Source organism: Methylobacterium aquaticum, assembly GCF_016804325.1.
Taxonomy (GTDB): Bacteria; Pseudomonadota; Alphaproteobacteria; order Rhizobiales; family Beijerinckiaceae; genus Methylobacterium; species Methylobacterium aquaticum_C.
In genome coordinates this window covers 2,194,697-2,217,664 of record NZ_CP043627.1, presented here as the reverse complement: position 1 = coordinate 2,217,664, position 22,968 = coordinate 2,194,697, and the positions used below count along the sequence as shown (strand labels likewise).

General features: G+C 68.2%; 22 protein-coding genes and 1 pseudogene. 7 read left to right on the top strand and 16 right to left on the bottom strand.

The window, feature by feature from the left end:
• Positions 1-47 precede the first annotated feature (47 nt).
• Entirely contained in the window at positions 48-1,037 is a 990-nt protein-coding gene (locus F1D61_RS09890; RefSeq protein ID WP_203157691.1) for a glucokinase, read from the top strand.
• Positions 1,038-1,521: 484 nt separating this feature from the next.
• Here the strand turns inward: F1D61_RS09890 and F1D61_RS09885 are convergent, their stop codons facing one another.
• On the bottom strand, positions 1,522-1,935 hold the full coding sequence (locus F1D61_RS09885; protein ID WP_203157690.1) for a VOC family protein: 414 nt from the start codon (positions 1,933-1,935) through the stop codon (positions 1,522-1,524).
• A 41-nt stretch (positions 1,936-1,976) separates the two neighbouring features.
• On the bottom strand, positions 1,977-2,468 hold the full coding sequence (locus F1D61_RS09880) for a ferritin-like domain-containing protein (RefSeq protein ID WP_203157689.1): 492 nt from the start codon (positions 2,466-2,468) through the stop codon (positions 1,977-1,979).
• Between the two features lie 162 nt (positions 2,469-2,630).
• Here F1D61_RS09880 and F1D61_RS09875 point away from each other — a divergent pair, with 162 nt between their 5' ends.
• The gene (locus tag F1D61_RS09875; RefSeq protein ID WP_203157688.1) at positions 2,631-2,972 is read left to right on the top strand and encodes a DUF1476 domain-containing protein; all 342 of its coding nucleotides are present in this window, start codon (positions 2,631-2,633) and stop codon (positions 2,970-2,972) included.
• Between the two features lie 193 nt (positions 2,973-3,165).
• Here the strand turns inward: F1D61_RS09875 and F1D61_RS09870 are convergent, their stop codons facing one another.
• From F1D61_RS09870 to F1D61_RS09820, 12 genes and pseudogenes are all read right to left on the bottom strand, one after another.
• Complete coding sequence (locus F1D61_RS09870; RefSeq protein ID WP_203157687.1) at positions 3,166-4,368, bottom strand: TAXI family TRAP transporter solute-binding subunit; 1,203 nt, start codon at positions 4,366-4,368, stop codon at positions 3,166-3,168.
• A 28-nt stretch (positions 4,369-4,396) separates the two neighbouring features.
• Positions 4,397-5,845 carry a hypothetical protein gene (locus tag F1D61_RS09865; protein ID WP_203157686.1) on the bottom strand — a complete coding sequence of 483 codons (1,449 nt, stop codon included), beginning with the start codon at positions 5,843-5,845 and terminating at the stop codon, positions 4,397-4,399.
• Between the two features lie 154 nt (positions 5,846-5,999).
• A complete protein-coding gene (locus tag F1D61_RS34035) occupies positions 6,000-6,464 on the bottom strand; it encodes an alpha/beta fold hydrolase (protein WP_246775804.1) in 465 nt (154 codons plus the stop codon).
• On the bottom strand, positions 6,434-6,835 hold the full coding sequence (locus tag F1D61_RS34030) for an alpha/beta fold hydrolase (RefSeq protein WP_246775803.1): 402 nt from the start codon (positions 6,833-6,835) through the stop codon (positions 6,434-6,436). Before F1D61_RS34030 ends, F1D61_RS34035 begins: the two co-directional genes overlap by 31 nt.
• On the bottom strand, positions 6,832-8,049 hold the full coding sequence (locus tag F1D61_RS09855; protein ID WP_203157685.1) for an MFS transporter: 1,218 nt from the start codon (positions 8,047-8,049) through the stop codon (positions 6,832-6,834). Before F1D61_RS09855 ends, F1D61_RS34030 begins: the two co-directional genes overlap by 4 nt.
• A 316-nt stretch (positions 8,050-8,365) precedes the next feature.
• Positions 8,366-9,148 carry a hypothetical protein gene (locus F1D61_RS09850; protein ID WP_203157684.1) on the bottom strand — a complete coding sequence of 261 codons (783 nt, stop codon included), beginning with the start codon at positions 9,146-9,148 and terminating at the stop codon, positions 8,366-8,368.
• A gap of 4 nt (positions 9,149-9,152) precedes the next feature.
• A pseudogene (ureG, locus tag F1D61_RS09845) lies at positions 9,153-9,776 on the bottom strand (urease accessory protein UreG); the annotation flags it as partial.
• Between the two features lie 34 nt (positions 9,777-9,810).
• The gene (locus tag F1D61_RS09840) at positions 9,811-10,167 is read right to left on the bottom strand and encodes a tRNA-binding protein (protein WP_203157683.1); all 357 of its coding nucleotides are present in this window, start codon (positions 10,165-10,167) and stop codon (positions 9,811-9,813) included.
• Positions 10,168-10,341: 174 nt separating this feature from the next.
• The gene (ppx, locus tag F1D61_RS09835) at positions 10,342-11,877 is read right to left on the bottom strand and encodes an exopolyphosphatase (protein ID WP_203157682.1); all 1,536 of its coding nucleotides are present in this window, start codon (positions 11,875-11,877) and stop codon (positions 10,342-10,344) included.
• 65 nt (positions 11,878-11,942) lie between these two features.
• On the bottom strand, positions 11,943-14,294 hold the full coding sequence (locus F1D61_RS09830) for an RNA degradosome polyphosphate kinase (RefSeq protein WP_203157681.1): 2,352 nt from the start codon (positions 14,292-14,294) through the stop codon (positions 11,943-11,945).
• Between the two features lie 139 nt (positions 14,295-14,433).
• The gene (locus tag F1D61_RS09825) at positions 14,434-15,153 is read right to left on the bottom strand and encodes a DnaA/Hda family protein (RefSeq protein ID WP_203157680.1); all 720 of its coding nucleotides are present in this window, start codon (positions 15,151-15,153) and stop codon (positions 14,434-14,436) included.
• A 46-nt stretch (positions 15,154-15,199) separates the two neighbouring features.
• Positions 15,200-16,339, bottom strand: coding sequence for an AI-2E family transporter (locus tag F1D61_RS09820; RefSeq protein ID WP_432443238.1), 1,140 nt, complete (start codon positions 16,337-16,339; stop codon positions 15,200-15,202).
• A gap of 308 nt (positions 16,340-16,647) precedes the next feature.
• On the opposite strand from F1D61_RS09820, the gene F1D61_RS09815 reads away from it, so the two are divergent.
• From F1D61_RS09815 to F1D61_RS09805, 3 genes are all read left to right on the top strand, one after another.
• The gene (locus F1D61_RS09815; protein WP_203157679.1) at positions 16,648-17,397 is read left to right on the top strand and encodes a hypothetical protein; all 750 of its coding nucleotides are present in this window, start codon (positions 16,648-16,650) and stop codon (positions 17,395-17,397) included.
• 220 nt (positions 17,398-17,617) lie between these two features.
• Positions 17,618-18,376, top strand: coding sequence for a hypothetical protein (locus F1D61_RS09810; protein WP_203157678.1), 759 nt, complete (start codon positions 17,618-17,620; stop codon positions 18,374-18,376).
• Positions 18,377-18,617: 241 nt separating this feature from the next.
• Positions 18,618-19,376, top strand: coding sequence for a hypothetical protein (locus tag F1D61_RS09805; protein WP_203157677.1), 759 nt, complete (start codon positions 18,618-18,620; stop codon positions 19,374-19,376).
• Positions 19,377-19,521: 145 nt separating this feature from the next.
• On the opposite strand, the gene F1D61_RS34795 is transcribed toward F1D61_RS09805, so the two are convergent.
• Positions 19,522-20,265 (bottom strand): calcium-binding protein, encoded by a 744-nt coding sequence (locus F1D61_RS34795; RefSeq protein WP_203157676.1) that lies wholly within the window; start codon positions 20,263-20,265, stop codon positions 19,522-19,524.
• A 141-nt stretch (positions 20,266-20,406) separates the two neighbouring features.
• Positions 20,407-20,955, bottom strand: coding sequence for a CDP-alcohol phosphatidyltransferase family protein (locus F1D61_RS09795; RefSeq protein ID WP_203157675.1), 549 nt, complete (start codon positions 20,953-20,955; stop codon positions 20,407-20,409).
• A 154-nt stretch (positions 20,956-21,109) separates the two neighbouring features.
• Between F1D61_RS09795 and purM the strand changes: the two genes are divergently transcribed.
• Together purM and purN are read left to right on the top strand one after the other, a co-directional pair.
• Positions 21,110-22,186: a phosphoribosylformylglycinamidine cyclo-ligase gene (purM, locus tag F1D61_RS09790; protein WP_203157674.1), complete on the top strand. Its 1,077-nt coding sequence runs from the start codon at positions 21,110-21,112 to the stop codon at positions 22,184-22,186.
• A complete protein-coding gene (gene purN / locus F1D61_RS09785; RefSeq protein ID WP_203157673.1) occupies positions 22,183-22,842 on the top strand; it encodes a phosphoribosylglycinamide formyltransferase in 660 nt (219 codons plus the stop codon). The genes purM and purN overlap by 4 nt, the downstream gene beginning before the upstream one ends.
• The last annotated feature ends 126 nt before the right edge of the window (positions 22,843-22,968 follow it).

The following is a 22,968-nucleotide window of genomic DNA, read 5'->3' as shown; positions in this document are numbered from 1 at the left end:
GCGGCGCTATAACCGGTAGCCTTGAGCGCGGAAGCGAGGCGGCGGCGATGTTCGAGTTCCCGGTCCTGTTCGGCGATATCGGTGGCACCAATGCGCGCTTCGCCGTGCAGGAGAAGCCGGGCGCCGAGCCGGTCGTGCTCGCCCACGAGAAGACCGCCGCCTATCCCGATCCGAGCGCGGCGATCCGCGCCGCCCTGGCGGCGAGCACGGTCGCCCCGCCCCGCTCGGCGATCCTGGCGGTGGCGGCCCGGGTCGACGGGCCGGCGGTCCACCTCACCAACGCCCATTGGGTGATCGAGGGCGAGCGGATCGGCCGCGACTTCGGCCTCGCGAGTTGCCGGATCGTCAACGACTACGTGCCGGTCGCCGCGGGCGCCGCCGATCTCGACCCGGCCGGGCGCGACCGCTCGATCCTCGAGCAGATCGGCCCGACCCTCTGCCCCGATGGTGGCGCGCGCCTCGTCCTCGGCCCGGGCACCGGCTTCGGCGCGGCGGGCCTCGTGCCCTACGGCAAGCAACTCGCCATCGTGTCGACCGAGGCCGGCCACACCGATTTCGGGCCGAGCGACCCGGAGGATTTCGCGTTCTGGCCGAATCTCGCCCGGATCGAGGGCCGCATCACCGTCGAATCGCTCCTCTCCGGCCCGGGCCTCACCCGGCTCCATGCCGGGCTCGGCGGCGGCGAACTGGACGCCAAGGACATCACCGAGCGCGGGATGTCGGGCGAGGACCCGGCGGCGCAGCGGACCTTGCGTGTGTTCTCCCGGCTGCTCGGGCGGCATTGCGGCGACCTCGCCCTCACCTTCCTGGCGACCGGCGGGGTCTATATCGGCGGCGGCATCGTGCCCCGCATCCTTGACGTGCTCAACGAGGGCGCCTTCCGGCAGGCCTTCGAGCACAAGCCGCCCTTCTCCGACCGCATGAAGCAGATCCCGACCTGCGTCATCACCATCGCGGATCCGGCCTTGGCCGGCCTCTCGGCGCTCGCCTGCCAGCCGGAGCGGTTCGCCTATGACGGGCAGCACTGGACGGCGTGAGCGACGGCGGTGATCGAGGACGTCTTGCGACCTGATCGACGGTCTTCACACCCGCCATGTCAATCCGGGGCCGCGACGCGGAGCCCGGAACCCCAACATCAGAGCCTGTTTTACTTGCGAAAATTAAGCTGCAACGACCTTTTTCATCCCACTCGCGACCTCATCCTGAGGTGCTGGCGATCGAAGATCGCGACTGAAAGGAGCCTCGAAGGAGGGCTCCAGAAGTCTTCGCGATCCCTGGAGCCCTCCTTCGAGGTCAGTCGATTTTCAATCGACTGACACCTCAGGATGAGGTCGTGTGTGGGAGTAAGTGCTTGAGTCAATCAAACAGGCTGTCAGATCGTAGAGAACGAAGCGGAACGAGGCCTGCTCTGTTCTGAACCATCAGCAGTTCTGGCTTCCGGGCTCCGATTCGCGGCCCGGGAATGACGCATTGGACGTGAGATCAGTAGAGACCGATCAACCAGTCTCTGGAACCGTAAATTTAATACCCCTTCCACAATCCCGGCGTCGCCAGTTCGACCAGATGTCCGTCGGGATCGCGAAAGTACAGGCTGACGCCGCCGCGCGGCCAGGTCGTGCGGCCCTCGATCGCGATGCCATGCGCCGCGAGGTGCCGCTCCCAAGGCCCGAGCGCGTCGGCCAGGATCGACAGGGCGAGGTGCAGCGGACCCGATCCGTCATGCGGCGGGATGGTGCCGCCGGGCGTGGGCACCGGGTTCAGGGAGCCGCCGCGGGGAAACAGCAGCAGGACGCCGCGCCCGGCGACGTCGAAGGCCCGCATCCGGTGGTCCTCGTGGAGGCAGGGCAGGCCCATCGGCCCGCCCCAGAACGCGGCGGCCCGCGCGAGGTCCTCGACATAGAGGACCGTTTCGAGGATCCCGGCGATCTCCGGCATGGTGCGACCTCCCGTCGGAGAACGCCCGGGCCCCGCCGAGGTTACGCGGCGGCCGGGTTGACCGCCTCCTCGGCGAGCTCGGACAGGAGCTCGTCGGTGTTCTCCTCCTCGACCAGGGTTTCCTTGATCAGGCTCTCGGCCTCGCCGAGGCCCAGCTGCTTGGCCCAGGCGAGCAGGGTGCCGTAGCGGGTGATCTCGTAATGCTCCACGGCCTGCGCGGCGGCGATCAGGCCGGCATCGAGCGCCTCGCTGCCGGAGAATTCCTGCATCACCTCCTCGCCCTCGGCGATGATGCCCTGGATCGCCTGGCAGGTGACGCCCTCGGGCTTCTCGCCCACGATCCGGAAGACCTGGTCGAGGCGCTTCACCTGCTCGCGGGTCTCCTCGACATGGACGGCGAGCGCGCCCCGGAGCTCCTCGGAGCGGGCGGCCTTGGCCATCTTCGGCAGCGCCTTCAGGATCGCGTTCTCGGCGAAGTAGGTGTCCTTGAGCTGGTGCAGGAAGAGCGCGCGGAGGTTCTTCTCGTCGGCCATGGTCATGCTCCCGTGGGGTACCCAGATACCCCGGCAACGTCCCGGTCGCCGCCTTCGTTCCTCGTGCGATCACGCGCTTCGTGATCGGCGCGGGCCCTGTTTCGCATGGGCGGCCGATGCCATCTCATGGGGAGGGGAGTGGCGATACGCGGAGATCACCCCATGACCACGGTGTTCGACGAACGGGAGAGGGCCGCCGAGGCTTTGTTCGCCCTCGACGAGGAATTGCGCTTCCTGGCGCTCGCCCGGCGCAACAAGATTCTCGCCACCTGGATGTGCGAGCGTCTGGAGCTCACCGGCCGCGAGGCGGAGGCCTACAGGCAGCGCCTGGTCGAGGCCGGGGCGACCCCTCCCCCGGCCGGTCGGACACCCGACGACGCTCTCGCCGAGCGGTTGCGGGCCGATCTCGCGGCGAAGGGCGTCGTCGCCGAGGACCTGCCCAGGCTGATCGCCCGCACGGGTGCCGAGGCGGCCCGGACCGTGCGCGAGCAGGCGAGGCGCTGAAGGGCTGACGCCGTCCCGTGACCGGCGCCGGACAAACGCCCATCGTCGCCGTCGTCGCCGACGCATGCCTGCGCGATGCCTGCGCCGAGGAGCAAAAAACGATGCTCGCAACCGGGATCAACTGAGTTGACGACGCGGAGGGCGTCGGGATCGTCGGGCCAGTATCGGCGCCATCCGCAGAGCCTCTCGATCCTCACCGCCCCCGCCCATCGCGCCACTTCAGGAACTCCTGATACAGCTGATCCCGGTCGACCTCACCGGCGCCCCGGCGCTGGGCGAGGAACTGCGCCACCTCTCCGGGCGCTGCCGCCGCCTGCGGGGCCGGGGCGCTGCGGTGCTCCAGCCAGTCCCGGGCGGCCGGGAAGCGGGGCCAGTCGGCGACCTCGGCGGCGAGGTTCACCTCGCGCCATTTCGGATGGCGCGGGGGTTTCAGGAACGCGTCGTACCGGCTGAAGAAGGCGTCGACGAAGCGGGCGATGCGGGCATAGCGCTCGCTGCCCTTCGGCCAGTTATAGGCCGCCAGGATGGTGCCGACCGCGAGCGTGCGCACCGTCTTCCCCTCCGGCGCGAGGAGCGGGTAATCGGCATGGGCCAGTTCCGCCGGCATGTAGCTCTCGGCGACGCCGTCGGCGAAGGGCACGTCGAGCAGGTGGAAGCGGTCGCCGGCCTGGAACTCGGCCAGAACCGCCACCGGCTTGGCCGCCACCGAGACGACGGCGGCGATCTCGCCCCGCTCCAGCATGGCGAGCGCCTGCGGCTGGTCGACGTTGACGACCTCGACGGCGAGCCCGATCCCGGACAGCATCGCCCGCCCCGACACGTCGGTGCCGCTGCCGCGCACGTCGAAGCTCACCTTGCGGCCGGCGAGCTGGCGGATGTCGGTGATGTCGCGCGGGGCGACGACGTGCAATTCGTCGTTGAACAGCCGGGCGATGGTGGCGATGTGCGACCGGGCGTTGCCGACCCGCTTGTCCTTGCGCAGCTGGTCGAGGGAATCGGTGCGCACGAAGGCGATGTCGATCCCCCGCAGGTAGCGCAGGTCGTAGGCGTTCTGGCCCGCGCCCTTGCCCATCACCGGCAGCACCCGCAGGTCGTTGACGCCGTCGAGCACGAAGGCGAGGTCGCTCGCCATGCGGAAGTAGGTGCCGCCGGGGGTGCCGGAGATCACCGCCACGGTGTTGGCGTTGAGGTGGCTGCCGAGCGCCACGTCCTCGGCGCTCTCCCGCGGGGCGGCGGCCTGCACCCGCGGCTTTGCCGGGGCGGCCCGGGCGGGCCGGGCGGGCGCCGGCGCGGGGCTCGGCGGGGGATCGGCGGGCTGAGCGCGGGCCTCCGGGCCGGCCCAGGGCAACAGGCAAGGCAGCAGGAGGGCGAGCCGGAGCGCGGCGCGGCGGATCATGCGGTGTCTCCCCATCGCTCGAAGCGGGTCACTCGCCGCCCCAGGGCGCGGAGAGGGAGGGCACGAAGGGGGCCGGCAGACCGGCCTGCCGGACCGGGCTGGTCCAGCCCGCCGGACCCCGCGGCGCGAGGCCGGCCGTCGGCGTCTCGCCGGGATCGCGGGTCGCGAGATCCCGGTTCGGCCGTTCCGGCGTCCCTTGGGCCTGCCGGTACAGGGCGCTGGCGGTCTCGGGATCGCCGCGCAGGCCGCGAACCTGGAGGGCGGCGAGCCGGTCGGGATCGTAGGTCTCGGCGAGGAGCGCGGTCGCCCGGGCGCTGCCGCTCCGCAGGCCGAGGGTGAGGTAGAGCCGCGCCCCGCTGATGTCGCCGCGCCCGAGCAGGGTGGCGGCCTGGGCCAGCAGCCGTTCCTCGTCGACCGTGTCCGGCACGCCCGCCGGCCGGGGCACGGTCCAGGCGGCCCCGCCCCGCGGCGACGGGCGGGCCTGGACCACCATCGACGGCCGCGACGGTGCCTCGCCGGCCGGCAGGCGGGCCTCCGCGTCACGGTCGCGGCCGGCCTTCAGGCGTGCGAGGCGCTCGCGCGTCTCGGCGACGGTCCGCTCGGCGGCGAGCCGGCCTTGCTCGGCCCGGTCGCGGGCGCCGGCGGCCTGCGCCTCGCGGGCGACGGCCTCGGACTGAGCGACCTGGGCGGCCCGGAGCGCCACGGCGAGGCGGCGCAGGCCGGCCCGCATCATCGCCCGCTCCCGCGCCGCATTCTGCGCCTGGGCCTGGTGGGCGACCTGCGCCGCCTCGGCGGCCGTTTCCAGCACGGCGACCCGGCGGCGCGCCTCGGCGAGCGCGCCCGCCAGCTGCTCGGAGCGCGCCCGCTCCTCCGCCAGCGCCTGCCGGCCCGCATCGATGGTCGTCTCCACGGACAACCGCCCCTCGTCGGCGGCCTGGGCCTGGACATCCGGCCCGGGCACCTGCACCGCCCGCGCCCGCAATTCCTCGACCTCGGCCCGGGCGGCGATCAGATCGCGGCGGGCCGCCATCGCGGCGTCCGACAGGGCGTTGGCCCGGGCTTCCTCCTGCTCCAGCCGCCGCCGGGCCAAGTCCGTCTCGCTCTCCGCCTGCCGCACCCGCGCCTCGGCCCGCTGCCGGGCCTCCTCGACGGCGCGGACATTCACGGTAGCCGGTGCGGGCTCGGGGAGCTTCGCCGCGGGGCGGCCCCGATCGACGGGGCTCGCCTGCTCGGATGCCTGCCGGGTCGTATCGGCCGCCTGGCGGGCCAGGATGACGCGCGCCTGCATCTGGCGCGGCACGCCGGCCCGGTCGGCCTCGCTCACGTCGGTCCAGGCCGTGGCCGCCCGCGGCGGCGCCGCCTGTTCCTGGCCTGCCTGGTCCTGGCCCGCCGCCGGCGGGCTCTCCTCCACCATCGTCAGCGCGACGCCGGATGCCGCCAGCGCCAGGCATCCCGACAGACCGAGCCAGAATTTCATCACGCGCCCCTCCGGCTCGCACGGACGGATCACCGCGCCGTCTCGTCCGGCCGACATTGGGCCGCCGGGACAGCCGGGAGCTATCTGGGCGATGGGGGGCGGTCGGGACGCGCGTCGTCCCCGAAGGGCGTAAGGCGCGCCTCCGTCTTTCGGATCAGGCGAGGGCGCGACGGATCGCGGCCCGGACCCGCTCGGGTGCCTCGAAGGGGAGGAAATGCGTGGTGCCCGGCACCGTCTCGACCTCGACGGTGCCGCGTCCTTCGTCCAGCACGCAAGTGCTGCCGGTCTCCGCCCGCAGGATCCCGGCCGGGCAGGACAGGCGGGCGAGCGCCGCCCACGGATCGTGATCCTGCGCCGTATAGCTCGACGCCTCCCAGGCGCCGGTGCAGGCCAGCGTCACGCCACCCGCGACATCCCGGAACCCGTCGGCGACGTAATCGGCGAGCGGCGCCTCCGGCCAGGTGCGGAACGCGCCGCGCCCCCTGTAGGCGGCGAGAGCCGCCTCGCGGGACGGGAAGTCGCTGCGCCGCCGCAGGGCTCCCTCCGCGAGGCCGGCATGGCCCTCGCCGCGGCGCTCCGGCGGCTGGATCACCGGATCGAGGAGCACGAGGCGGCGCACGCGCGAAGGCCGCTCGGCGGCGGCGAGCAGCGCGGCGGTGCCCCCATCGAATGGCCGATCAGCACGAGGCGCGGCGCGTCGAGCCGATCGAGGAGCGCGATGAGGTCGTTCGTGACGTCCCACCAGTCGGTCCGCCCCTTGGGCTCCGCCGGCAGGGTGGAGCGGCCGTGGCCGCGATGGTCGCAGGCCAGGATGTGCAGGTCCGCCAGCGGCGCGAGCAGGCTGCGATAGGTGCGGGCGTTGAAGCCGTTGGCGTGCAGCAGGAGTCCGGCGAGGGGCTGTTCGGCCGGCCCGAATTCCAGGGCCGCGAGGCGCCCGCCGGAGGGGTCGCCGATGTCGATCATCCGCCGTTCGAAACCGGATTCGCTCACGCTCTGATCCCCTTCGGTCGCGCCAGGGCGGTCCCGGCGGCGCCCAGCGCCATCAGCACGGCGGTGCCGAGGAAGACCGCCCGCATGCCGACATGCCCGCCGACGAAGCCGCCGAGCAGCGGCCCCACCACCTGCCCGACATATTGCGACGAGGTCGAATAGCCCAGCATCGTCCCGGCGACACGGTCGGGCACCGAATGGCGGATCACGCTGGCGATGCAGGGCAGGAGCCCGCCCAAGGCCAGTCCCATCAGGAAGCGCAGGGCCACGAGCTGCCACTCGCTCGTCACCAGGGCCTGCGGCACGAGGAGCAGGGCGGAGGCCGTCAGGCTCCCGGTGATGACGGTCCAGGGGCCGATCCGGTCGGCGAGCCGCCCCAGCCGCGGCGCCGACAGGATGCTGCCCAGGGCGGTCGCCGACATGGCGAGCCCGGCGACCAGGGTGACCCGGGCGGGATCGGGCGTCAGCTCGGCGACGTAGACGGTGATGATCGGCTCGACCGACATCACCGCCAGCATCAGGAGCATGCCGGTCGCCAGCATGGCGAGCGCCGGGCGCTTGTCGGGGATGCTGGAGAACCCGCCGCCTTCGCGCGCGGATTTCGGCGGGCGCGGCGCCTCGCGGATCAGGAACAGCGTCGCCAGGAAGGCCAGGAAGATTACCGCGCCTGCGGCCAGGAAGGTGGCGCGGATGCCGATCAGCGGCGGCAGCATCCCGCCGACGAGCGGCCCGACGAGGTTCCCCGCCATGATGCCGGAGCCGAGCGTGCCGAGGGCCCAGGCCGAGCGCGCCTTCGGCGTCTGCGTCGCCACCAGCACCGTCGAGCCCGAGGCATAGCCGCCGAGGAACCCCACCAGCAGCCGCAGAGCCACCAGTTGCCAGACGTTCTCGGCCAGCCCGATCAGCGACATCGCCACCGCCATGCCGAGGCTCGCCCGGATCAGCATCAGCTTGCGGCCGTAGAGGTCGGCGAGCCGGCCCCAGAGCGGCGCCACCAGGGCGGCACTGAAGAAGGTCGCCCCGAAGGCCACGCCGGACCATTGCACGATCGCCGCCTGGTCCCTGACCCCGAGTTCCTCGACATAGAGCGGCAGGAACGGCAGCAGCAGCGTCATCGCCACGAGGGTCGTGAACGAGCCGAACACGCACACCGCGAGGTTGCGCCGCCAATGGGCGTCCTCGGGGGCCTCGTCCGGATCGCGGTCCCGGGTCATCGTCACGTACCTCCCCCGTCCGCCTTTAGCATTCACACATCTGGATTTGAGTGCTTCTCCCTTCGAAAGTCGCGCGCCCCTCCTCCCCCTTGTGGGGAGGAGTTGGAGGTGGGGGTGGTGCCGGAGAGGCCTCGCGCTCTACGCGGCACCACCCCCACCCCTAACCCCCCCACAAGGGGGAGGGGAAAGCGCTCGCGTTTACAATGGGTTGGACTTCAGAGGAGTTATGGGAATCTACATCTGCAAGCCTCGTCCACTAAGAGCTCGACCGTAGACGCCTCTCCGCCCGCCGCGAAGCCGCGCCGGCCGCGCGCCGTCATGCCGCGGGCCGCCAATCCGGCCAGGCCCCGACGCGGTGCACCAGCCTCCGGTCCCGCGCCTCCTCGCCGAACGGCGCCAGGACCCAGTCCCACTCCAGCATCGCCGGCCCCGGATCGACGCCGTAGAGGAGGTCGATCCGCTCCACGACCCGCCCGTCCCGGTCCTCCTCGGTCTCGCCGCGGTCGGTGACGAGACAGATCCGGGCCGATAGCCCCGCCAGGGCGTCGAGATGGGCCGCCACGATGCGGCGCCCGAACGCGTCCGCGTCCGTGAAGGGCCCGAGCCGGCCCGCCGCCTCGAGCCGGGCGACCGGCAGGATCGGCAGTTGCGACAGGAGATTGGCCGAGACCACGAGGTCGGCCTCGCGGCAGGGAGGCGGCAGCATCGGCCCAAAGGCGTCGCTGCGGCCGAGCAGCAGGTCGCGCGTGCCGCTGAGGTCGTGGACGAGGCGCGAGACGTTGGGGTGGCGCCGCGCGCGCCAGCGGCCCCGCCAGGGATGCACCGCATCGACCAGCACCACCCGGCGAAACCCCGCGGCCAGATCCTCGATCGGCACGTCGTCGATGAGGCCGGAACCCAGCACGACGACGGTGTCGCGCCGGGGCAGGTCCCGCATCGCCGCCCGCACCGCGTCCTTCGCCGCCGCCAGGTGCGGCGCCCAGGCCGCACGGCAGCGCCGGGAGCGCGAGGCGAGGCGCACGCTGTCGCCGGCATGGCCGAGGCGCCGCGCGGAGAGCGACGCCGGCTGGACGATCCAGTGCAGCAGGTCGAGGAGCACTAGAGCCCCCGGCCTCCACCACGAAGCGCGCCACCGCCTCGACCCCGTCGCCGTGACGTAAGGACGCGAAGACGTAGGGCCGCGCGCCGCGCATCCGCTTGGTGTCCTCCTCCATCACCCCGAGATCGGCGCCGACGAGGGGCGCGAGATCGGTCTTGTTGATGACGAGGAGGTCGGAGCGGGTGATGCCGGGGCCGCCCTTGCGCGGGATCTTCTCCCCGCCGGCCACGTCGATGACGTAGATCGTCAGGTCGGCGAGTTCCGGCGAGAACGTGGCGGCGAGGTTGTCGCCGCCGGATTCGAGCAGGACGAGGTCGAGGGCGGGAAAGCGCCGGCGCATCTCCGCCACCGCCGCGAGGTTGATCGAGGCGTCCTCGCGGATCGCGGTATGCGGGCAGCCGCCGGTCTCGACGCCCATGATGCGCTCCTCCGGCAGGGCGCCGGCCACGGTGAGGAGGCGCGCATCCTCCTTGGTGTAGATGTCGTTGGTGATGGCGCAGAGGTCGTAGCGCTCGCGCAGGGCCTTGCACAGGCCCTCCATCAGGGCGGTCTTGCCCGACCCGACCGGGCCGCCGATGCCGACCCGCAAGGGGCCGTGGTTGGAACCGGGACCGTGGCTGGAGGTCATGGTGTGGTCGATCTCCTGAATGTCAGTCTGGAAGTCAGTACAACCGCCCGCCATTCGGCACCGGCCGCTCGGGCGCGATCAGCACCACCGCGCCCTCCCCGTCCGGAACCCCGAGGGTCAAGACCTCGGAGCGGACCGGGCCGACCTGGCGCGGCGGCAGGTTGACGACGCAGAGCACCTGCCGGCCGATCAGGCTGTCGGGCGTGTAGTGCACCGTCACCTGGGCGGAGGATTTCCTCACGCCGATCGCAGGCCCGAGATCGATGACGAGACGGTAGGCCGGACGGCGCGCCTCCGGGATCGGCGCCGCCTCGACGATCGTGCCGACCCGCACGTCGAGCTTCAGGAAATCGTCGATGGCGATCGGGTCCGGCGAAGGGGTCTGGTCCATGGAATCCGGGCTCGGAGGGAAGGAGGACGGACCGTAGCCGAGTTTCCCCTCGGGCCGAACCCCACGATCCACCTGGAGCACGTCACGATTGCCCCGCAATCGTGACGTGCTCCAGGTCTTTGATCGTGCGGCGTTTTCTACGACGAACCGGCATCCACTTCGTCGGACAATGCTCTACCCCGCGATCTCGATCCGCGCCTCGACGCCGAGGAGACGCCCGAGACCGCGCAGGCGGTTCGAGAGGCGGTCGCTGGCGAGATCCCGCAGATCCTGCGGAAGGGTCAGGACGACCGCGCCGTCGCGCATCGCCAGTGGCGTGCGGGGCAGGATGCCCTCCATCGCCACCGAGACCGGGAAGGCGACGCGCAGCACCGCGCCGAGGAGGCGTGCCTGCTCGAACAGGCGCGGGCCGGCGAGCTGGCGCAGGAGCGGGCTCGCCTTCTCGGGGGAGACGCCCTCGTGGCGGAAGAACACCGCCACCGCCAGATAGGCCCGGCCGGGATGGTCGATGCCGACGAAGGAGGCGTGGGCGATGACGTTGAGGCTCTGCTCGCCGCGGTAATCCGGATGGGTGCGCCAGCCGACATCGGCGAGGAGGCACGCGGCGTGGCGCAGGCGCCGCTCGTCGGCGGTCTCCGGCGTCGACAGGCTCGCCATGAAGGCGTCGGTCCAGGCCTGGAGTTCGGAGCCGTGGCCGGGGCTGCGGCAGCGCAGGCGGTTGAGCTCGGCCGCCGCCAGCAGCAGCGGGTCGCGGGCACGCGCCGCGTCGTCGAGCTTCTCGTAGAGCAGGCCCTCGCGCACGCCGGTGGCCGAGATCGCGATCTCCCGCGGGCGCCCGGAGCGGATCAGCTCCTCGAGCACCACCGCGCCGTAGGCGAGCAGCGGCCGGCGCGCTTCCGACACGCTCTCGACGGCGGCGAGCGTCGCGGCGTCGGATTGCTCGACGACCTGGAGGAAGGACAGCTCGTCGTTCGGCTCGATGGTGTAGCCGTGCATCACGTGCAGGCGGTAATCCCGCGCCGCCTGATGCAGGCGCGCGAGCGCCCGCCAGGTCCCGCCGACGGCGTAGAAGGTGCGGCCCTTGAGGGTATCGAGCTGCGGGCCCGCCTTCTTCAGCGCCTCCGCGGCGATCTTGCGGGCTTTCTTGAGCGAGCCGCCGCTGAGATCCTGGAGCGCGAGGCCACCGAGCGGCATGGTCACGCCGCTGCCGACCGCCGAGCCGCGCAGGTCGACGAGTTCGAGGCTGCCGCCGCCGAGATCGCCCACCACGCCGTCGGGCGCGTGGAACCCCGAGATGACGCCGTAGGCCGACAGCTCCGCCTCGCGCCGGCCCGACAGGAGCTCGATCGGATGGCCGCAGGCGGCCTGCGCGGCCTCCAGGAAGGCCGGGCCGTTCTCGGCGTCGCGGGCGGCGGCGGTGGCCAGCACGAAGACCTGGCCGACATGCATGGCCTCGCACAGGACCCGGAACCGGGCGAGCGCCTGGAGGGCGCGGCGCACCGCCTCCTCGTTGAGGCGGCCGGTCGAGAGCACGTTGCGGCCCAGCCCGCACAGGACCTTCTCGTTGTAGAGCGGGGTCGGCGCCCGGCTGATGCCCGAATAGGCGACCAGCCGGACGGAATTCGACCCGATATCGATGATCGCGACGGGGCTGCCCGGCTCGATCCGGGCAAGCGCGGCTTCGTTGAGGGCGGTCTGATCCAGGCCCATCCAGGTCCTCATACGGGAGCGCCGCCTCATGGACGGGGCTCCCGGGACGGGCCTGGGGCCTCGTGTCAGGCGCGCTGGGCGCGCCGGCTGAGAGCGCGCGGACTCGACTTCTTCGATGCCTTCCCGCGCCCCGACAGGCTCGGGTTGGTCATGAAATACTTGTGCGCGTTGAAGGGCTCCTCGCCCTCGGCGGGCTCGATCCGCTCGCTCGCGCCCGACGCCAGTACACGCCAGCTCTGCTGGTTGTCGAGGAGATTCGCCATCATGATCTGGTCGAGCACCTGCTGATGCACCGTCGGGTTGAGGATCGGCAGCAACGCCTCCACCCTGCGGTCGAGGTTGCGGCTCATCAGGTCCGCCGACGAGATGTAGACCCGCGCCTTGGGGTGGGGCAGGCCGACGCCGTTGCCGAAGGCGTAGACCCGGCCATGCTCCAGGAACCGCCCGACGATCGACTTGACCCGGATGTTCTCCGACAGGCCCGGCACGCCGGGCCTGAGGCAGCAGATGCCGCGCACCACGCATTCGATCACCACGCCGGCCTCGCTGGCATCGTAGAGCGCGTCGATGATCTGGGTGTCGACCAGCGAGTTGCACTTGATCCAGATCGCCGCCGGCCGCCCGGCCTTCGCGTGGGCGATCTCCTCGGCGATGTGCTCGATGAGGCGCTTCTTCAGGGTCAGCGGCGAGACCGCCATCCGCTCCAGCTCCGCCGGCTCGGCATAGCCGGTGATGAAGTTGAAGATCCGCGACACGTCGCGGCCGATCACCGGGTCGGCGGTGAAGAACGACAGGTCGGTGTAGATCCGCGCCGTGATCGGATGGTAGTTGCCGGTGCCGACATGGCAGTAGCTCACCAGGCGGTCGCCCTCGCGGCGCACCACCATCGAGAGCTTGGCGTGGGTCTTCAGCTCGATGAAGCCGAACACGACCTGCGCGCCGGCCTTCTCGAGGTTGCGGGCCCAGCGGATGTTGGCCTCCTCGTCGAAGCGCGCCTTCAGCTCGACGAGGGCCGTCACCGACTTGCCGGCCTCGGCGGCTTCCGCCAGGGCGGCGACGATGGGTGAGTTGGACGAGGTGCGGTAGAGCGTCTGCTTGATCGCCACCACGTTCGGGTCGCGGGCGGCCTGCGACAGGAACTGCACCACCGAATCGAACGACTCGTAGGGGTGGTGGACGATGAAGTCCTTCTGGCGGATCGCCGCGAAGCAATCGCCGCCGCTCTCGCGGATGCGCTCGGGGAAGCGCGGGTTGTAGGGCTTGAACTTCAGGTCCGGGCGGTCGATCCCGACGATCTGCGAGAGTTCGTTGAGGGCGAGCATCCCCTCGACCACGAACACCGCGTCGGCGGCGATCTCGAGCTCGTCGGCGACGAAGTTGCGCAGGTCCTCCGGCATGGTGGCCACCACCTCGAGGCGGATGACCACGCCGCGGCGGCGCTGCTTCAGCGCCGTCTCGAAGTGGCGCACCAGGTCCTCGGCCTCCTCCTCGATCTCGAGGTCGGAATCGCGCACCACCCGGAAGCCGCCCTGGCCCTTGACGAGGTAGCCCGGGAACAGGCGGCTGGTGAACAGCACGATCACCTGCTCGATGGCGATGAACCGGGCGGTGCCGGTCTGGCCGAGATCGGGCAGGCGCACGAAGCGGTCGATGATCGAGGGCAGGCGGATCAGCGCCCGCAGCACCCGGGCGTCGCGCGGGCGCACCAGGGTGAGCGCGATGGTCGAGCCGAGATTCGGGATGAACGGGAACGGGTGGGCCGGATCGATGGCGAGCGGCGTCAGGACCGGGAAGATGTGCTGGAGAAAGTAATCCTCGAGCCAGGCCGCCTCCTCCGCCGAGAGGTCCATCGCCTCGACGAGGTCGATGCCGTGATGGTGCAGCTCCTCGCGCAATTCGCTCCAGCGCCGCTGCTGGTCGCCGGCGAGCCCGGTGACCTCGGCATCGATGCGGGCGAGCTGCTCGGCCGGGGACAGGCCGTCGGCCGACGGCGCGGTCAGCCCGGCGCGGACCTGGTCGTGCAGGCCGGCGACCCGCACCATGAAGAACTCGTCCAGGTTGTTGGCCGAGATCGACAGGAAGCGCAGCTGCTCCAAGAGCGGATGCCCGGTATTCGAGGCCTCTTCCAGCACCCGCCGGTTGAATTGCAGCCAGGACAATTCGCGGTTGACGTAGCGACCCGGCTCCTGGCGCAGGGCCCGGCCGGCGGCGACCGCCTCGGCCCTGGCCTGGCGGGCGGCGTCCGCGACGACCTCGGAACCGGATTTGGCGGCCGTCTTGGAAGCGACCTTGGACGCTGCCTTGGATTCGGCCAGGATCTCCGCCTCGTCGCGCCGGGCGCCCTCCCCCGCCTCAGGCGTCGCCTCGGTCTCGTCGAGGACCGGGATAGCACTGGTTCCGGCAGCGGTGTCCGACACGATGGCTCCTCCTTGGATCGATGCCGGGTCGCGGCTTCCAGCCCTCCCCGGTGACAGGATAGTTTGACATTTGCATGAACGGGGTCTGCATGAACGGGGCCGGATCGCGCCATTCGCGCTTCCGGGGGGCCGTCCGGGCTCAGTCCTCGTCCGGCTCGTCGCCGGGATGCTCCTCCTGATCCCCCTCCAGTTCCGCCAGGGTGGCGAGCGCGAGCGGCCGGGTGATGCGCCGGCGCCGGCTCAAGCCCTCGCGGTCGAGGAGCGCCACCACGTCGCGGGCCCGCGCCAGCGACCGGTCGAGCCGCAAGGCCAGGGCGTCGACGACGCTGGTGTCGACGACGAGCTGGCGGTCGAGGAAGAGCTTCACCAGCACGACCTTGAGCAGGGCCTCGTCGGGCGGCGCGACGCCGATGCCGGGCGCCAGGCGCAGGCGCGAGCGCAGGTCCGCGACGGAGAGCCCCCAGGCGTCGACGGGACGCGACGCCGTCACCACCACGCTCAAGGCCCGCTCGCGGGCGAGGTTGAGGAGGTGGAACAGGGCAGCCTCGTCGCGCCCTTCCGCCCGGTCGGCATCCTCGATCACCAGGGCGTCGGCTTGCGCCAGATCCGGCACCGCCGCCGCGGTCACGGCGGCGACCGGCACGGTCAGGGCGCCGGAGCGCTCGGCGAAGATCGCCGCGAGATGACTCTTGCCGCTGCCCGGCGGCCCGGTGAGCACCAGGACCCGGTCCGGCCAGTCGGGCCAGGCCTCGATGCGGGCATACGCCCCCTCGTTGGAGGGGCTGACCAGGAAGTCCTCGGAGCCGAAGCGGGGAGCGACGGGCAAATCGAGGGCGAGCTGGCGCGGTCGGTCGGACATGCGGTGTCGGGGGTCCGGGAGTGACGAGGCAGGGGTTCGAGGGGTTTCAGGGCTTCGATATGGCGGGCGGCGCCGGTTTCGCCACCGTGACCGTGGCGACGGTGGCGTCGGCGGTCAGGATCGGCGTGCCGTCGTGGTAGAGCCGGCTTTCCAGGTAGCGCTTCACCGCGAAGCGGGCGACGACCCCGAGCGCCGCCGCCACCGGCACCGCGAGCAGCAGGCCGAGGAAGCCGAACAGCGAGCCGAAGGCGAGCAGCGCGAACATCAGCCAGACCGGGTGCAGCCGCACCGCGTCGCCGACGAGCTTGGGCTGGAGCACGTTGCCCTCGAGGAACTGCCCGACCAGGAACACCCCGACCGTCAGCACCACCGAGACCCAGTCGGGCCAGAACTGCACCAGCGCCACGCCGGTGGAGAGCAGGAAGCCGGTGAGCGAGCCGACATACGGGATGAAGGTGAGGAAGCCCGCCATCAGGCCGATCAGCACGCCGAAATTCAGCCCGACGCACCACAGGCCGAGCGCGTAGAACGTGCCGAGGATCAGGCAGACCAAGCTCTGGCCGCGGATGAAGGCGGTGATCGCCCCGTCGATGTCGCGGGCGAGCATCCGGGCGGTGGGGCGGTGGCGCGGCGGCACCCAGCGGTCGAGGGTCGCGATCATCCGGTCCCAGTCGACGAGGAGGTAGAACGCCACCACGGGCGTCACCACCAGCAGCGAGATGATCCCGACCACCGCCTGGCTGCCCGACCACAGCGAGCGCAGGAAGCCGAGGATCCAGGCCACCGCCTGCCCCATCAGGTTGCCGACCGAGGATTGCAGTTCCTGGAGCGCGCCGTGGCCCCCCGCCCGCTCGATCAGGGGCCCGGCCCGCTCGGCGATGATCGCCTGGAGTTTCGCGATCATCGCCGGCAGCGAGGCGACGAGGGCCGCGACCTGGTTGGCGGCGAGCGGCACCACCAGGATCAGGGCCAGGATCAGCCCGAGCAGGAACGTCGCCAGGATGATCAGCGTCGCGGTGAGCCGCCCGATCCCGAGCCGCTCCAGCCGGTCGGCGACCGGATCGAGGGCATAGGCGAGCGCCGCGCCGGCCACGAAGGGCAGCAGCACGTCGCGCAGCTGGTAGAGCAGGACCACCACGAGGGCGACGACCGCCAGGATGAGGGCGGCCCGGCGTTGGATCGGCATGCTCAGCTCACCCCCGTCGCCCCCGCGAATCCGTCGCGTCCCGGCCGGTCCGAGATGGAAGGGCGCCGCCGCAGGGTCAAGCCCGGTCTGCGGGCGCTTCGGGATTCCGGCGCCGGGCGCCCTGCGGAAATAGGTTAATAAAAAATATCCCGGCCATCAAAAATAATACATCAGCTCGCCGAGAAATTCAATGCTTTGGGTTTTCTTGGCGTTGCCGCTGGGACATGAATCGGATAAATAGGAGATACACCGAAAATCGATGGCGGCCTGCCCCGTCTCCAGCGCCTGCGCCGTACGAAGGAAGTGCCATGACCAGCATCGGCAATACACCGGCGTCGTATATCACCACACTCATGCAGCCGACCGGCCCAGTTCACTTCGGTCCCAAATGGACCCCTGGACCGGGAGATACGGACGAGGCGGCCGACGCTATTCTCAAGATTGTCGACACCATTTCCACCAAGGCGTCCGCCGCCACCAAGACGGCAGCCGCCAGGATCGGCGAGGAGGCGATGCGCGCGGCTGAGATCTGGGCGAGCCACAACCACGGCAGCAGTGACGGCGTGCGGTATTACGAGCGTCCGGAGGACATCGAGGATCCGGTCGAGCGGGCCGCGATGATCAAGTTAGCCAAGGAGCAGGCCGAGTGGAATGAGCGGACCCCGGGGATGCATCACTGGCCCGAGAGTATCCGAGAGGGGCAGAAGATCTTCGCGCTTATGGAAAATTATTTCTGGACCGATTTTTCCTACACGACAGGTCGCGCCGGCGGTACCTTCGTTCCGCCGCAGAGCAGCATGGCGACCCTGCAGTTCCTCGGAACGCTCCGGACGAAGATCGACGCGCTGACCGCCGATATGGAGGCCGTCGCCGACATCACTGGGCACATCGTCTCCCCGCGCACTGACGGCCAGCTCGAACTCGGCAAGTTCGAAATGCGGGATAAGAGAACCGGCAATCTGTATATGAAAATGGGCGACGATCATTTTCTGAGATATTATGATATGGGCAAAGAATTTCTTGCGCTTGATTATAGCGATGGCGGCGTCGAACCGTAACGTGACGGCGTTTCGGTCTCGGGTGGCGTCTCTAAGCGACGCAAAAATGTTCATCATGACAAAAAATCGAAACAAGCGACAATATCGGCCTTGATACTCTATCGATCGACCGCGTTTTATTTCCACTCGAAATGAAATTCGATCGGCTCCAATGCCAATACGCTCCACTCCATTGCGGCCTGCGCCATCAGGAGCATCTGCGCCGCGTCAAGGATGTGTCATGACTAGCATCGGCAATACACCAGCGTCGTATATCGCCAACCTGATGAAGCCGACCGGACCGGTGTTCTACGGCCGCGCACCTGGGATTGGACCGGAGGATACGGACGAGGCCGCCGATGCGATCCTCAAGATCGTCAACAAGATCTCGGTGGAGACCACCGCTGCGAGCAAGGCGGCTGCCGCCAAGATCGGTGACGCAGCGTTGAGCGCGGTCGAGCGATGGGAGATGCCGAATCACAGCAGCAGCGAGGGTGTGCGGTACTACGAGCGCCCGGAGGACATCGAAGATCCAGAGTATCGCGCAAGAATGATTGATTTAGCCAAAAAGGAGACCGCGCAGAAGGCAATCGACGCCGTGACGCCGGGGTACCATCGCTGGCCAGAACAAATGCGGGAGGGCGAGAAAATATTTTGCATCATGATGGATTATTTTAAGTCAGATTTTTCATATACGACCGGCAAAACCAGTGGCGGCGATGTCATCGAGCAAAGCAATACGTCGTATTTGAATTTTCTTGGATCACTTCGGGAGAAAATTGCGACGTTGACCGCGGGCGTCGCAGAGGTTGCAGACATTACCGGCAAGATCGTCTCCCAGGGAGCCGATGGCCAGCTTCGCATTGGCAAATTCGAGGCACGAGACAAGATAACAGGGCAATTGTTCATGAAAATGGACGATCAGAATATGCTCAGATTTTACGATCAGGGCGCAGTATTGCTCGATGTCGATTTTGGGATATCAAATGTGGAGCAATAGGCGATTTTCACTGCCTATCGTTCAGAAGAGTTCTTTGATAAGAAATCAAATATGAAAAAATAATCAAATAACATTGTCGAAAAAAAAGGGTCAACACTTCAAGCGGTACATATCACGGAGACTGCCATTCTTGATAGTGTGACATCCCTATCTCTTCTAGCTGTGATACGGCCACATATGCCATCGACCCCGGTTGCGGCCAGTGTCACCGAGAACACCTGCACCACGCAAAGGATGTGTCATGACCAGCATCGGCAATACACCAGCGTCGTATATCGCCAACCTGATGAAGCCGACCGGACCAGTGTTCTACGGCCGCGCACCTGGGATTGGACCGGAGGACACGGACGAGGCCGCCGATGCGATCCTCAAGATCGTCAACAAGATCTCGGTGGAGACCACCGCTGCGAGCAAGGCGGCTGCCGCCAAGATCGGTGACGCAGCGTTGAGCGCGGCCGAGCGATGGGAGATGCCGAATCACGGCAGCAGCGAGGGTGTGCGGTATTACGAGCGCCCGGAGGACATCGAAGATCCAGAGTATCGCGCAAGAATGATTGAATTTGCGAAGAAGGAGGTCGAACGGAAAGCCACTGAAGCTGTGACTCCGGGTTTCCACCGTTGGCCGGAACAAATGCGGGAGAGCGAAAAAATATTTTTTATTATGGAAGATTATTTCAAGTCAGATTTTTCATATACAACCGGCAAAACCAGTGGCGGCGATGTCATCGAGCAAAGCAACATGTCGTATTTGAGCTTTCTTGGATCGCTTCGCGAGAAAATCGCGACATTGACAGCGGGCGTTGCAGAGGTTGCAGATATTACCGGCAAGATCGTCTCCCAAGGAGCCGATGGCCAGCTTCGCATTGGCAAATTTGAAGCACGAGATAAGGCGACTGGGGAATTGTTTATGAAAATGGATGATGAAAATATCCTCAGATTTTACGACCAAGGCACGATACTTTTCGAAGTAAATTATGGAGAATCAGATGTCGAACAATAGTACTTAAATCATTAATGATCGTACTATTGATTACACACTGATTGATTAAATTGAAATTAATTTTCAAAAAATCGAATTTTGTCACTGATATTATCGATCATAGCGGTGACTATCATGCCCAGAGGCGTGACAGTCACCGCATTTTCTATCCGTATATGTTGTAAGGCGCGGTGCCGAAGTCGTCAGCACTAATCAGCGATGCCGAAACTCCGGATAGAAGCACGCTCGTTGTTCCAGCGGTGATCAAAGTGCTGTTTCCGGATGCAGCAAAGCTGTATCCGAGCTCAGCTGGAAGTAAAATTTTGTCTATACCATCCTCAAAGTCGTAGATAATATCAGCACCGTGTTCAGTATTGAAAACAAATTCATCCGCGCCAGCGCCACCGTAAAGCGCGTCGTTGCCTCGCCCCCCAACTATCTCATCGGCTCCACCGTCACCGTAAAGAGTATCATTTCCTGCGTAACCCTCAAGAAAATCATCTCCGTCCAAGCCTTTAATAATATCATTTTGTCGGCTCCCTTTTATATACTGCGTACCAGCCATTCCTCTTATGTCGTTTATACCTCTCAGCTCAGTTCCGTTCAAATTCAAATAATTATTTGTGACTATATACGCCGCAAGCGAACTCTGATTGTCGATCAACTCGACGCTTTCCATTGATGCTATCTCCAGCCAGATGAAGTTATAGTACCACGGAACATTAGTGATGAGAATTCTATCATTTCCAGTCCCGCCATCATAATGATCGGGACCTTGCCCGCCCTCAACGAGAAAGGTGTCATTCCCACCTTTACCGATAAGAACGTCGTTTCCCAATGCGCCATCGATTGTATCATCGTACTCCGTTCCATAAAGAACGTTATTATTGTAATCACCCTTGATGGTCATTGTTATATCCTCGTTGCATCGCGAATCGCGCGCACCTGAAATCTACGATTTTTTATTCAAATTTACTCCACAGAAATAAAATTTTCTCGGAGGTTGCAGAAAGCACATTTCCAGAAATGAAGCGGCACAGCGGCACCCGCCTCATCGACCGGTCGCCCCTCCCCCTCGCCACCCCGCAAGCCCCTGCACCACCGCAGAGGCGACCGACAGCCCGGCGAGCGCCGGCATCGCGACCGCCTCCGCCTCCACCGCCGTGATCCCGAGCGCCCGGCTCCCGAGGAGCCAAGCCAGGAAGGCGATCTGGCCGGCAGTGTTGAGCTTGCCGATCGCGAGCGGCGGGGTCTCCAGCGGGCGGCCGGCGAGGCGGGCGAGGCCGGCACCCAGCACCATCAAGGCATCGCGGGCGATCAGCAGAGCGGGGAACCAGACCGGTACGAGGCCGGCCAGCGTCAGGCTCACCAGCACGGCGAGCATCAGGGCCTTGTCGGCCAGCGGATCGAGGATCGCGCCGAGCCGGCTCGTCAGGCCGTAGCGGCGGGCGAGGACTCCGTCGATGCCGTCGGAGAGCCCCGCCACGGCAAACAGCAGGAAGGCCGTGCCCCAGGCCTCGCGGGCGATGCCCCAGACGACGAACGGCACCAGGGCGAGGCGCGCGGCGGTGATCAGGTTCGGCAGCGATCGGAGCGGCATCGTCGACAACGGCAGGTGCGGCAAGGACATGACTCCCCGAGGACATGGCTCCCCGGCTGCCCTGCCTCGCGGTCGCGGGCAAGACTCGCGATCCCTCACAAGAGCGGCTAAGAGCGGTCGCAGCATGGGACGGATCGAGGCGAAGGGTCGAGGGATGACGACGGGCGAGCGCCAGAACGGGATGACCTACGCGGAGGCCGGCGTCGACATCGATGCCGGCAACGCCCTGGTCGAGGCGATCAAGCCCCTGGTGCGGGCGACCCGCCGGCCGGGGGCCGATGCGGAGATCGGCGGCTTCGGCGGCCTGTTCGACCTGAAGGCGGCGGGCTTCAAGGACGCGATCCTGGTGGCGGCCAATGACGGCGTCGGCACCAAGGTCAAGATCGCGATCGAGACCGGCCGCCACGCCACGATCGGCATCGACCTCGTGGCGATGTGCGTCAACGACATCATCGTCCAGGGCGCCGAGCCGCTGTTCTTCCTCGATTACTACGCCACCGGCAAGCTGGTGCCGGGGGTGGGCGCCGACATCGTCAAGGGCATCGCCGAGGGCTGCCGCCAGGCCGGCTGCGCGCTGATCGGCGGCGAGACCGCCGAGATGCCGGGCCTCTATGACGGGTCCGATTACGACCTCGCCGGCTTCTCGGTGGGGGCCGCCGAGCGCGGGGCGCTGCTGCCGGTCCCCGGCATCGCACCCGGCGACGTGGTGCTCGGCCTGCCCTCCTCGGGCGTGCACTCGAACGGGTTCTCGCTGGTGCGCCGGATCGTGGCGGCCTCAGGTCTCGGCTACGACGCGCCCGCGCCGTTCGCGGAAGGCGTCAGCCTCGGCGAGGCGCTGCTGCAGCCGACCCGGATCTACGTCAAGCCGCTGCTGGCAGCGCTGAAGGCGACCGGCCACGGCGCGATCAAGGCGCTCGCCCACATCACCGGCGGCGGATTTCCCGACAACCTGCCCCGCGTCCTGCCCGACGGGGTCGGCATCGCCATCGACCTCGACGCGGTGAGCGTGCCACCGGTCTTCGGCTGGCTCGCCCGCCAGGGCAACGTCGCCGAGGCCGAGATGCTGCGCACCTTCAATTGCGGCATCGGCATGGTGGTGGTGGTCGATCCGGCCAAGGCCGAAGCGGTGGAGCAGGCACTGACGGCTGCCGGCGAGGCGCCGGTGCGGCTGGGGCAGATCACCCCGCGGGGCGAGGCGCCCGTGACCTTCTCGGGCACGCTCGCCCTATGAGCACGCGGACCCGGATCGCGATCCTCATCTCGGGCCGCGGCTCCAACATGGTGTCGCTGATCGAGGCGGCGCAGGCGCCGGACTACCCGGCCGAGATCGGGCTCGTCGCCTCGAACCGGCCGGATGCGCCGGGCCTCGCCCGCGCCGCCGAGGCCGGGCTCGCCACGGCGGCGGTCGATCACCGCGCCTTCTCCGACCGGGCCGCCTTCGAGCGGGCGCTCGACGCGGAATTGCGCCGGCACGGCGTCGAGCTCCTGGTGCTCGCCGGCTTCATGCGGGTGCTGACGCCCTGGTTCGTCGAATCCTGGGCCGGGCGGATGATCAACATCCACCCCTCCCTGCTGCCGTTGTTCCGCGGCACCCACACCCATGCCCAGGCGCTGGCGGCCGGCGTCCGGGTGCATGGCTGTACGGTGCATTTCGTGGTGCCCGAGCTCGATGCCGGCCCGATCGTCGCCCAGGCCGCCGTGCCGGTGCTGCCGGAGGACGACGAGGACAGTTTAAGCGCCCGGGTGCTGGTGCAGGAGCACCGGATCTATCCCGCGGCCCTCGCCCTGGTGGCGAGCGGGCGGGCCCGCCTCGATGGCGGCCGGGTGGTGTTCGCGGCGGGCAGCGGGGCCGCCGAGGGTGCGCTGGTGGTGCCGGGCCTCGCCTGATCCCGGTCACGGTGACGCATCCGCCTCGAAGGGAATCGTAAACCTTCGGGGCGAGGATTGCGGAGCGTGCCGCGTTCTGGCACCGCACCCTCCGCATCCTGCATGATGCCGCACGGATCCTCCCTC

Coding starts and splice junctions, on each gene's coding strand:
- ppx (WP_203157682.1), bottom strand. CDS start 11,877: ATGGGCCTGGATCAGACCGCCCTCAACGAAGCCGCGCTTGCCCGGATC.
- F1D61_RS09805 (WP_203157677.1), top strand. CDS start 18,618: ATGACCAGCATCGGCAATACACCAGCGTCGTATATCGCCAACCTGATG.
- F1D61_RS09820 (WP_432443238.1), bottom strand. CDS start 16,339: ATGCCGATCCAACGCCGGGCCGCCCTCATCCTGGCGGTCGTCGCCCTC.
- F1D61_RS09825 (WP_203157680.1), bottom strand. CDS start 15,153: ATGTCCGACCGACCGCGCCAGCTCGCCCTCGATTTGCCCGTCGCTCCC.
- purM (WP_203157674.1), top strand. CDS start 21,110: ATGACGACGGGCGAGCGCCAGAACGGGATGACCTACGCGGAGGCCGGC.
- F1D61_RS09810 (WP_203157678.1), top strand. CDS start 17,618: ATGACTAGCATCGGCAATACACCAGCGTCGTATATCGCCAACCTGATG.
- F1D61_RS09875 (WP_203157688.1), top strand. CDS start 2,631: ATGACCACGGTGTTCGACGAACGGGAGAGGGCCGCCGAGGCTTTGTTC.
- F1D61_RS09885 (WP_203157690.1), bottom strand. CDS start 1,935: ATGCCGGAGATCGCCGGGATCCTCGAAACGGTCCTCTATGTCGAGGAC.
- purN (WP_203157673.1), top strand. CDS start 22,183: ATGAGCACGCGGACCCGGATCGCGATCCTCATCTCGGGCCGCGGCTCC.
- F1D61_RS09865 (WP_203157686.1), bottom strand. CDS start 5,845: ATGAAATTCTGGCTCGGTCTGTCGGGATGCCTGGCGCTGGCGGCATCC.
- F1D61_RS09840 (WP_203157683.1), bottom strand. CDS start 10,167: ATGGACCAGACCCCTTCGCCGGACCCGATCGCCATCGACGATTTCCTG.
- F1D61_RS09855 (WP_203157685.1), bottom strand. CDS start 8,049: ATGACCCGGGACCGCGATCCGGACGAGGCCCCCGAGGACGCCCATTGG.
- F1D61_RS09870 (WP_203157687.1), bottom strand. CDS start 4,368: ATGATCCGCCGCGCCGCGCTCCGGCTCGCCCTCCTGCTGCCTTGCCTG.
- F1D61_RS09815 (WP_203157679.1), top strand. CDS start 16,648: ATGACCAGCATCGGCAATACACCGGCGTCGTATATCACCACACTCATG.
- F1D61_RS09795 (WP_203157675.1), bottom strand. CDS start 20,955: ATGCCGCTCCGATCGCTGCCGAACCTGATCACCGCCGCGCGCCTCGCC.
- F1D61_RS34795 (WP_203157676.1), bottom strand. CDS start 20,265: ATGACCATCAAGGGTGATTACAATAATAACGTTCTTTATGGAACGGAG.
- F1D61_RS09880 (WP_203157689.1), bottom strand. CDS start 2,468: ATGGCCGACGAGAAGAACCTCCGCGCGCTCTTCCTGCACCAGCTCAAG.
- F1D61_RS09890 (WP_203157691.1), top strand. CDS start 48: ATGTTCGAGTTCCCGGTCCTGTTCGGCGATATCGGTGGCACCAATGCG.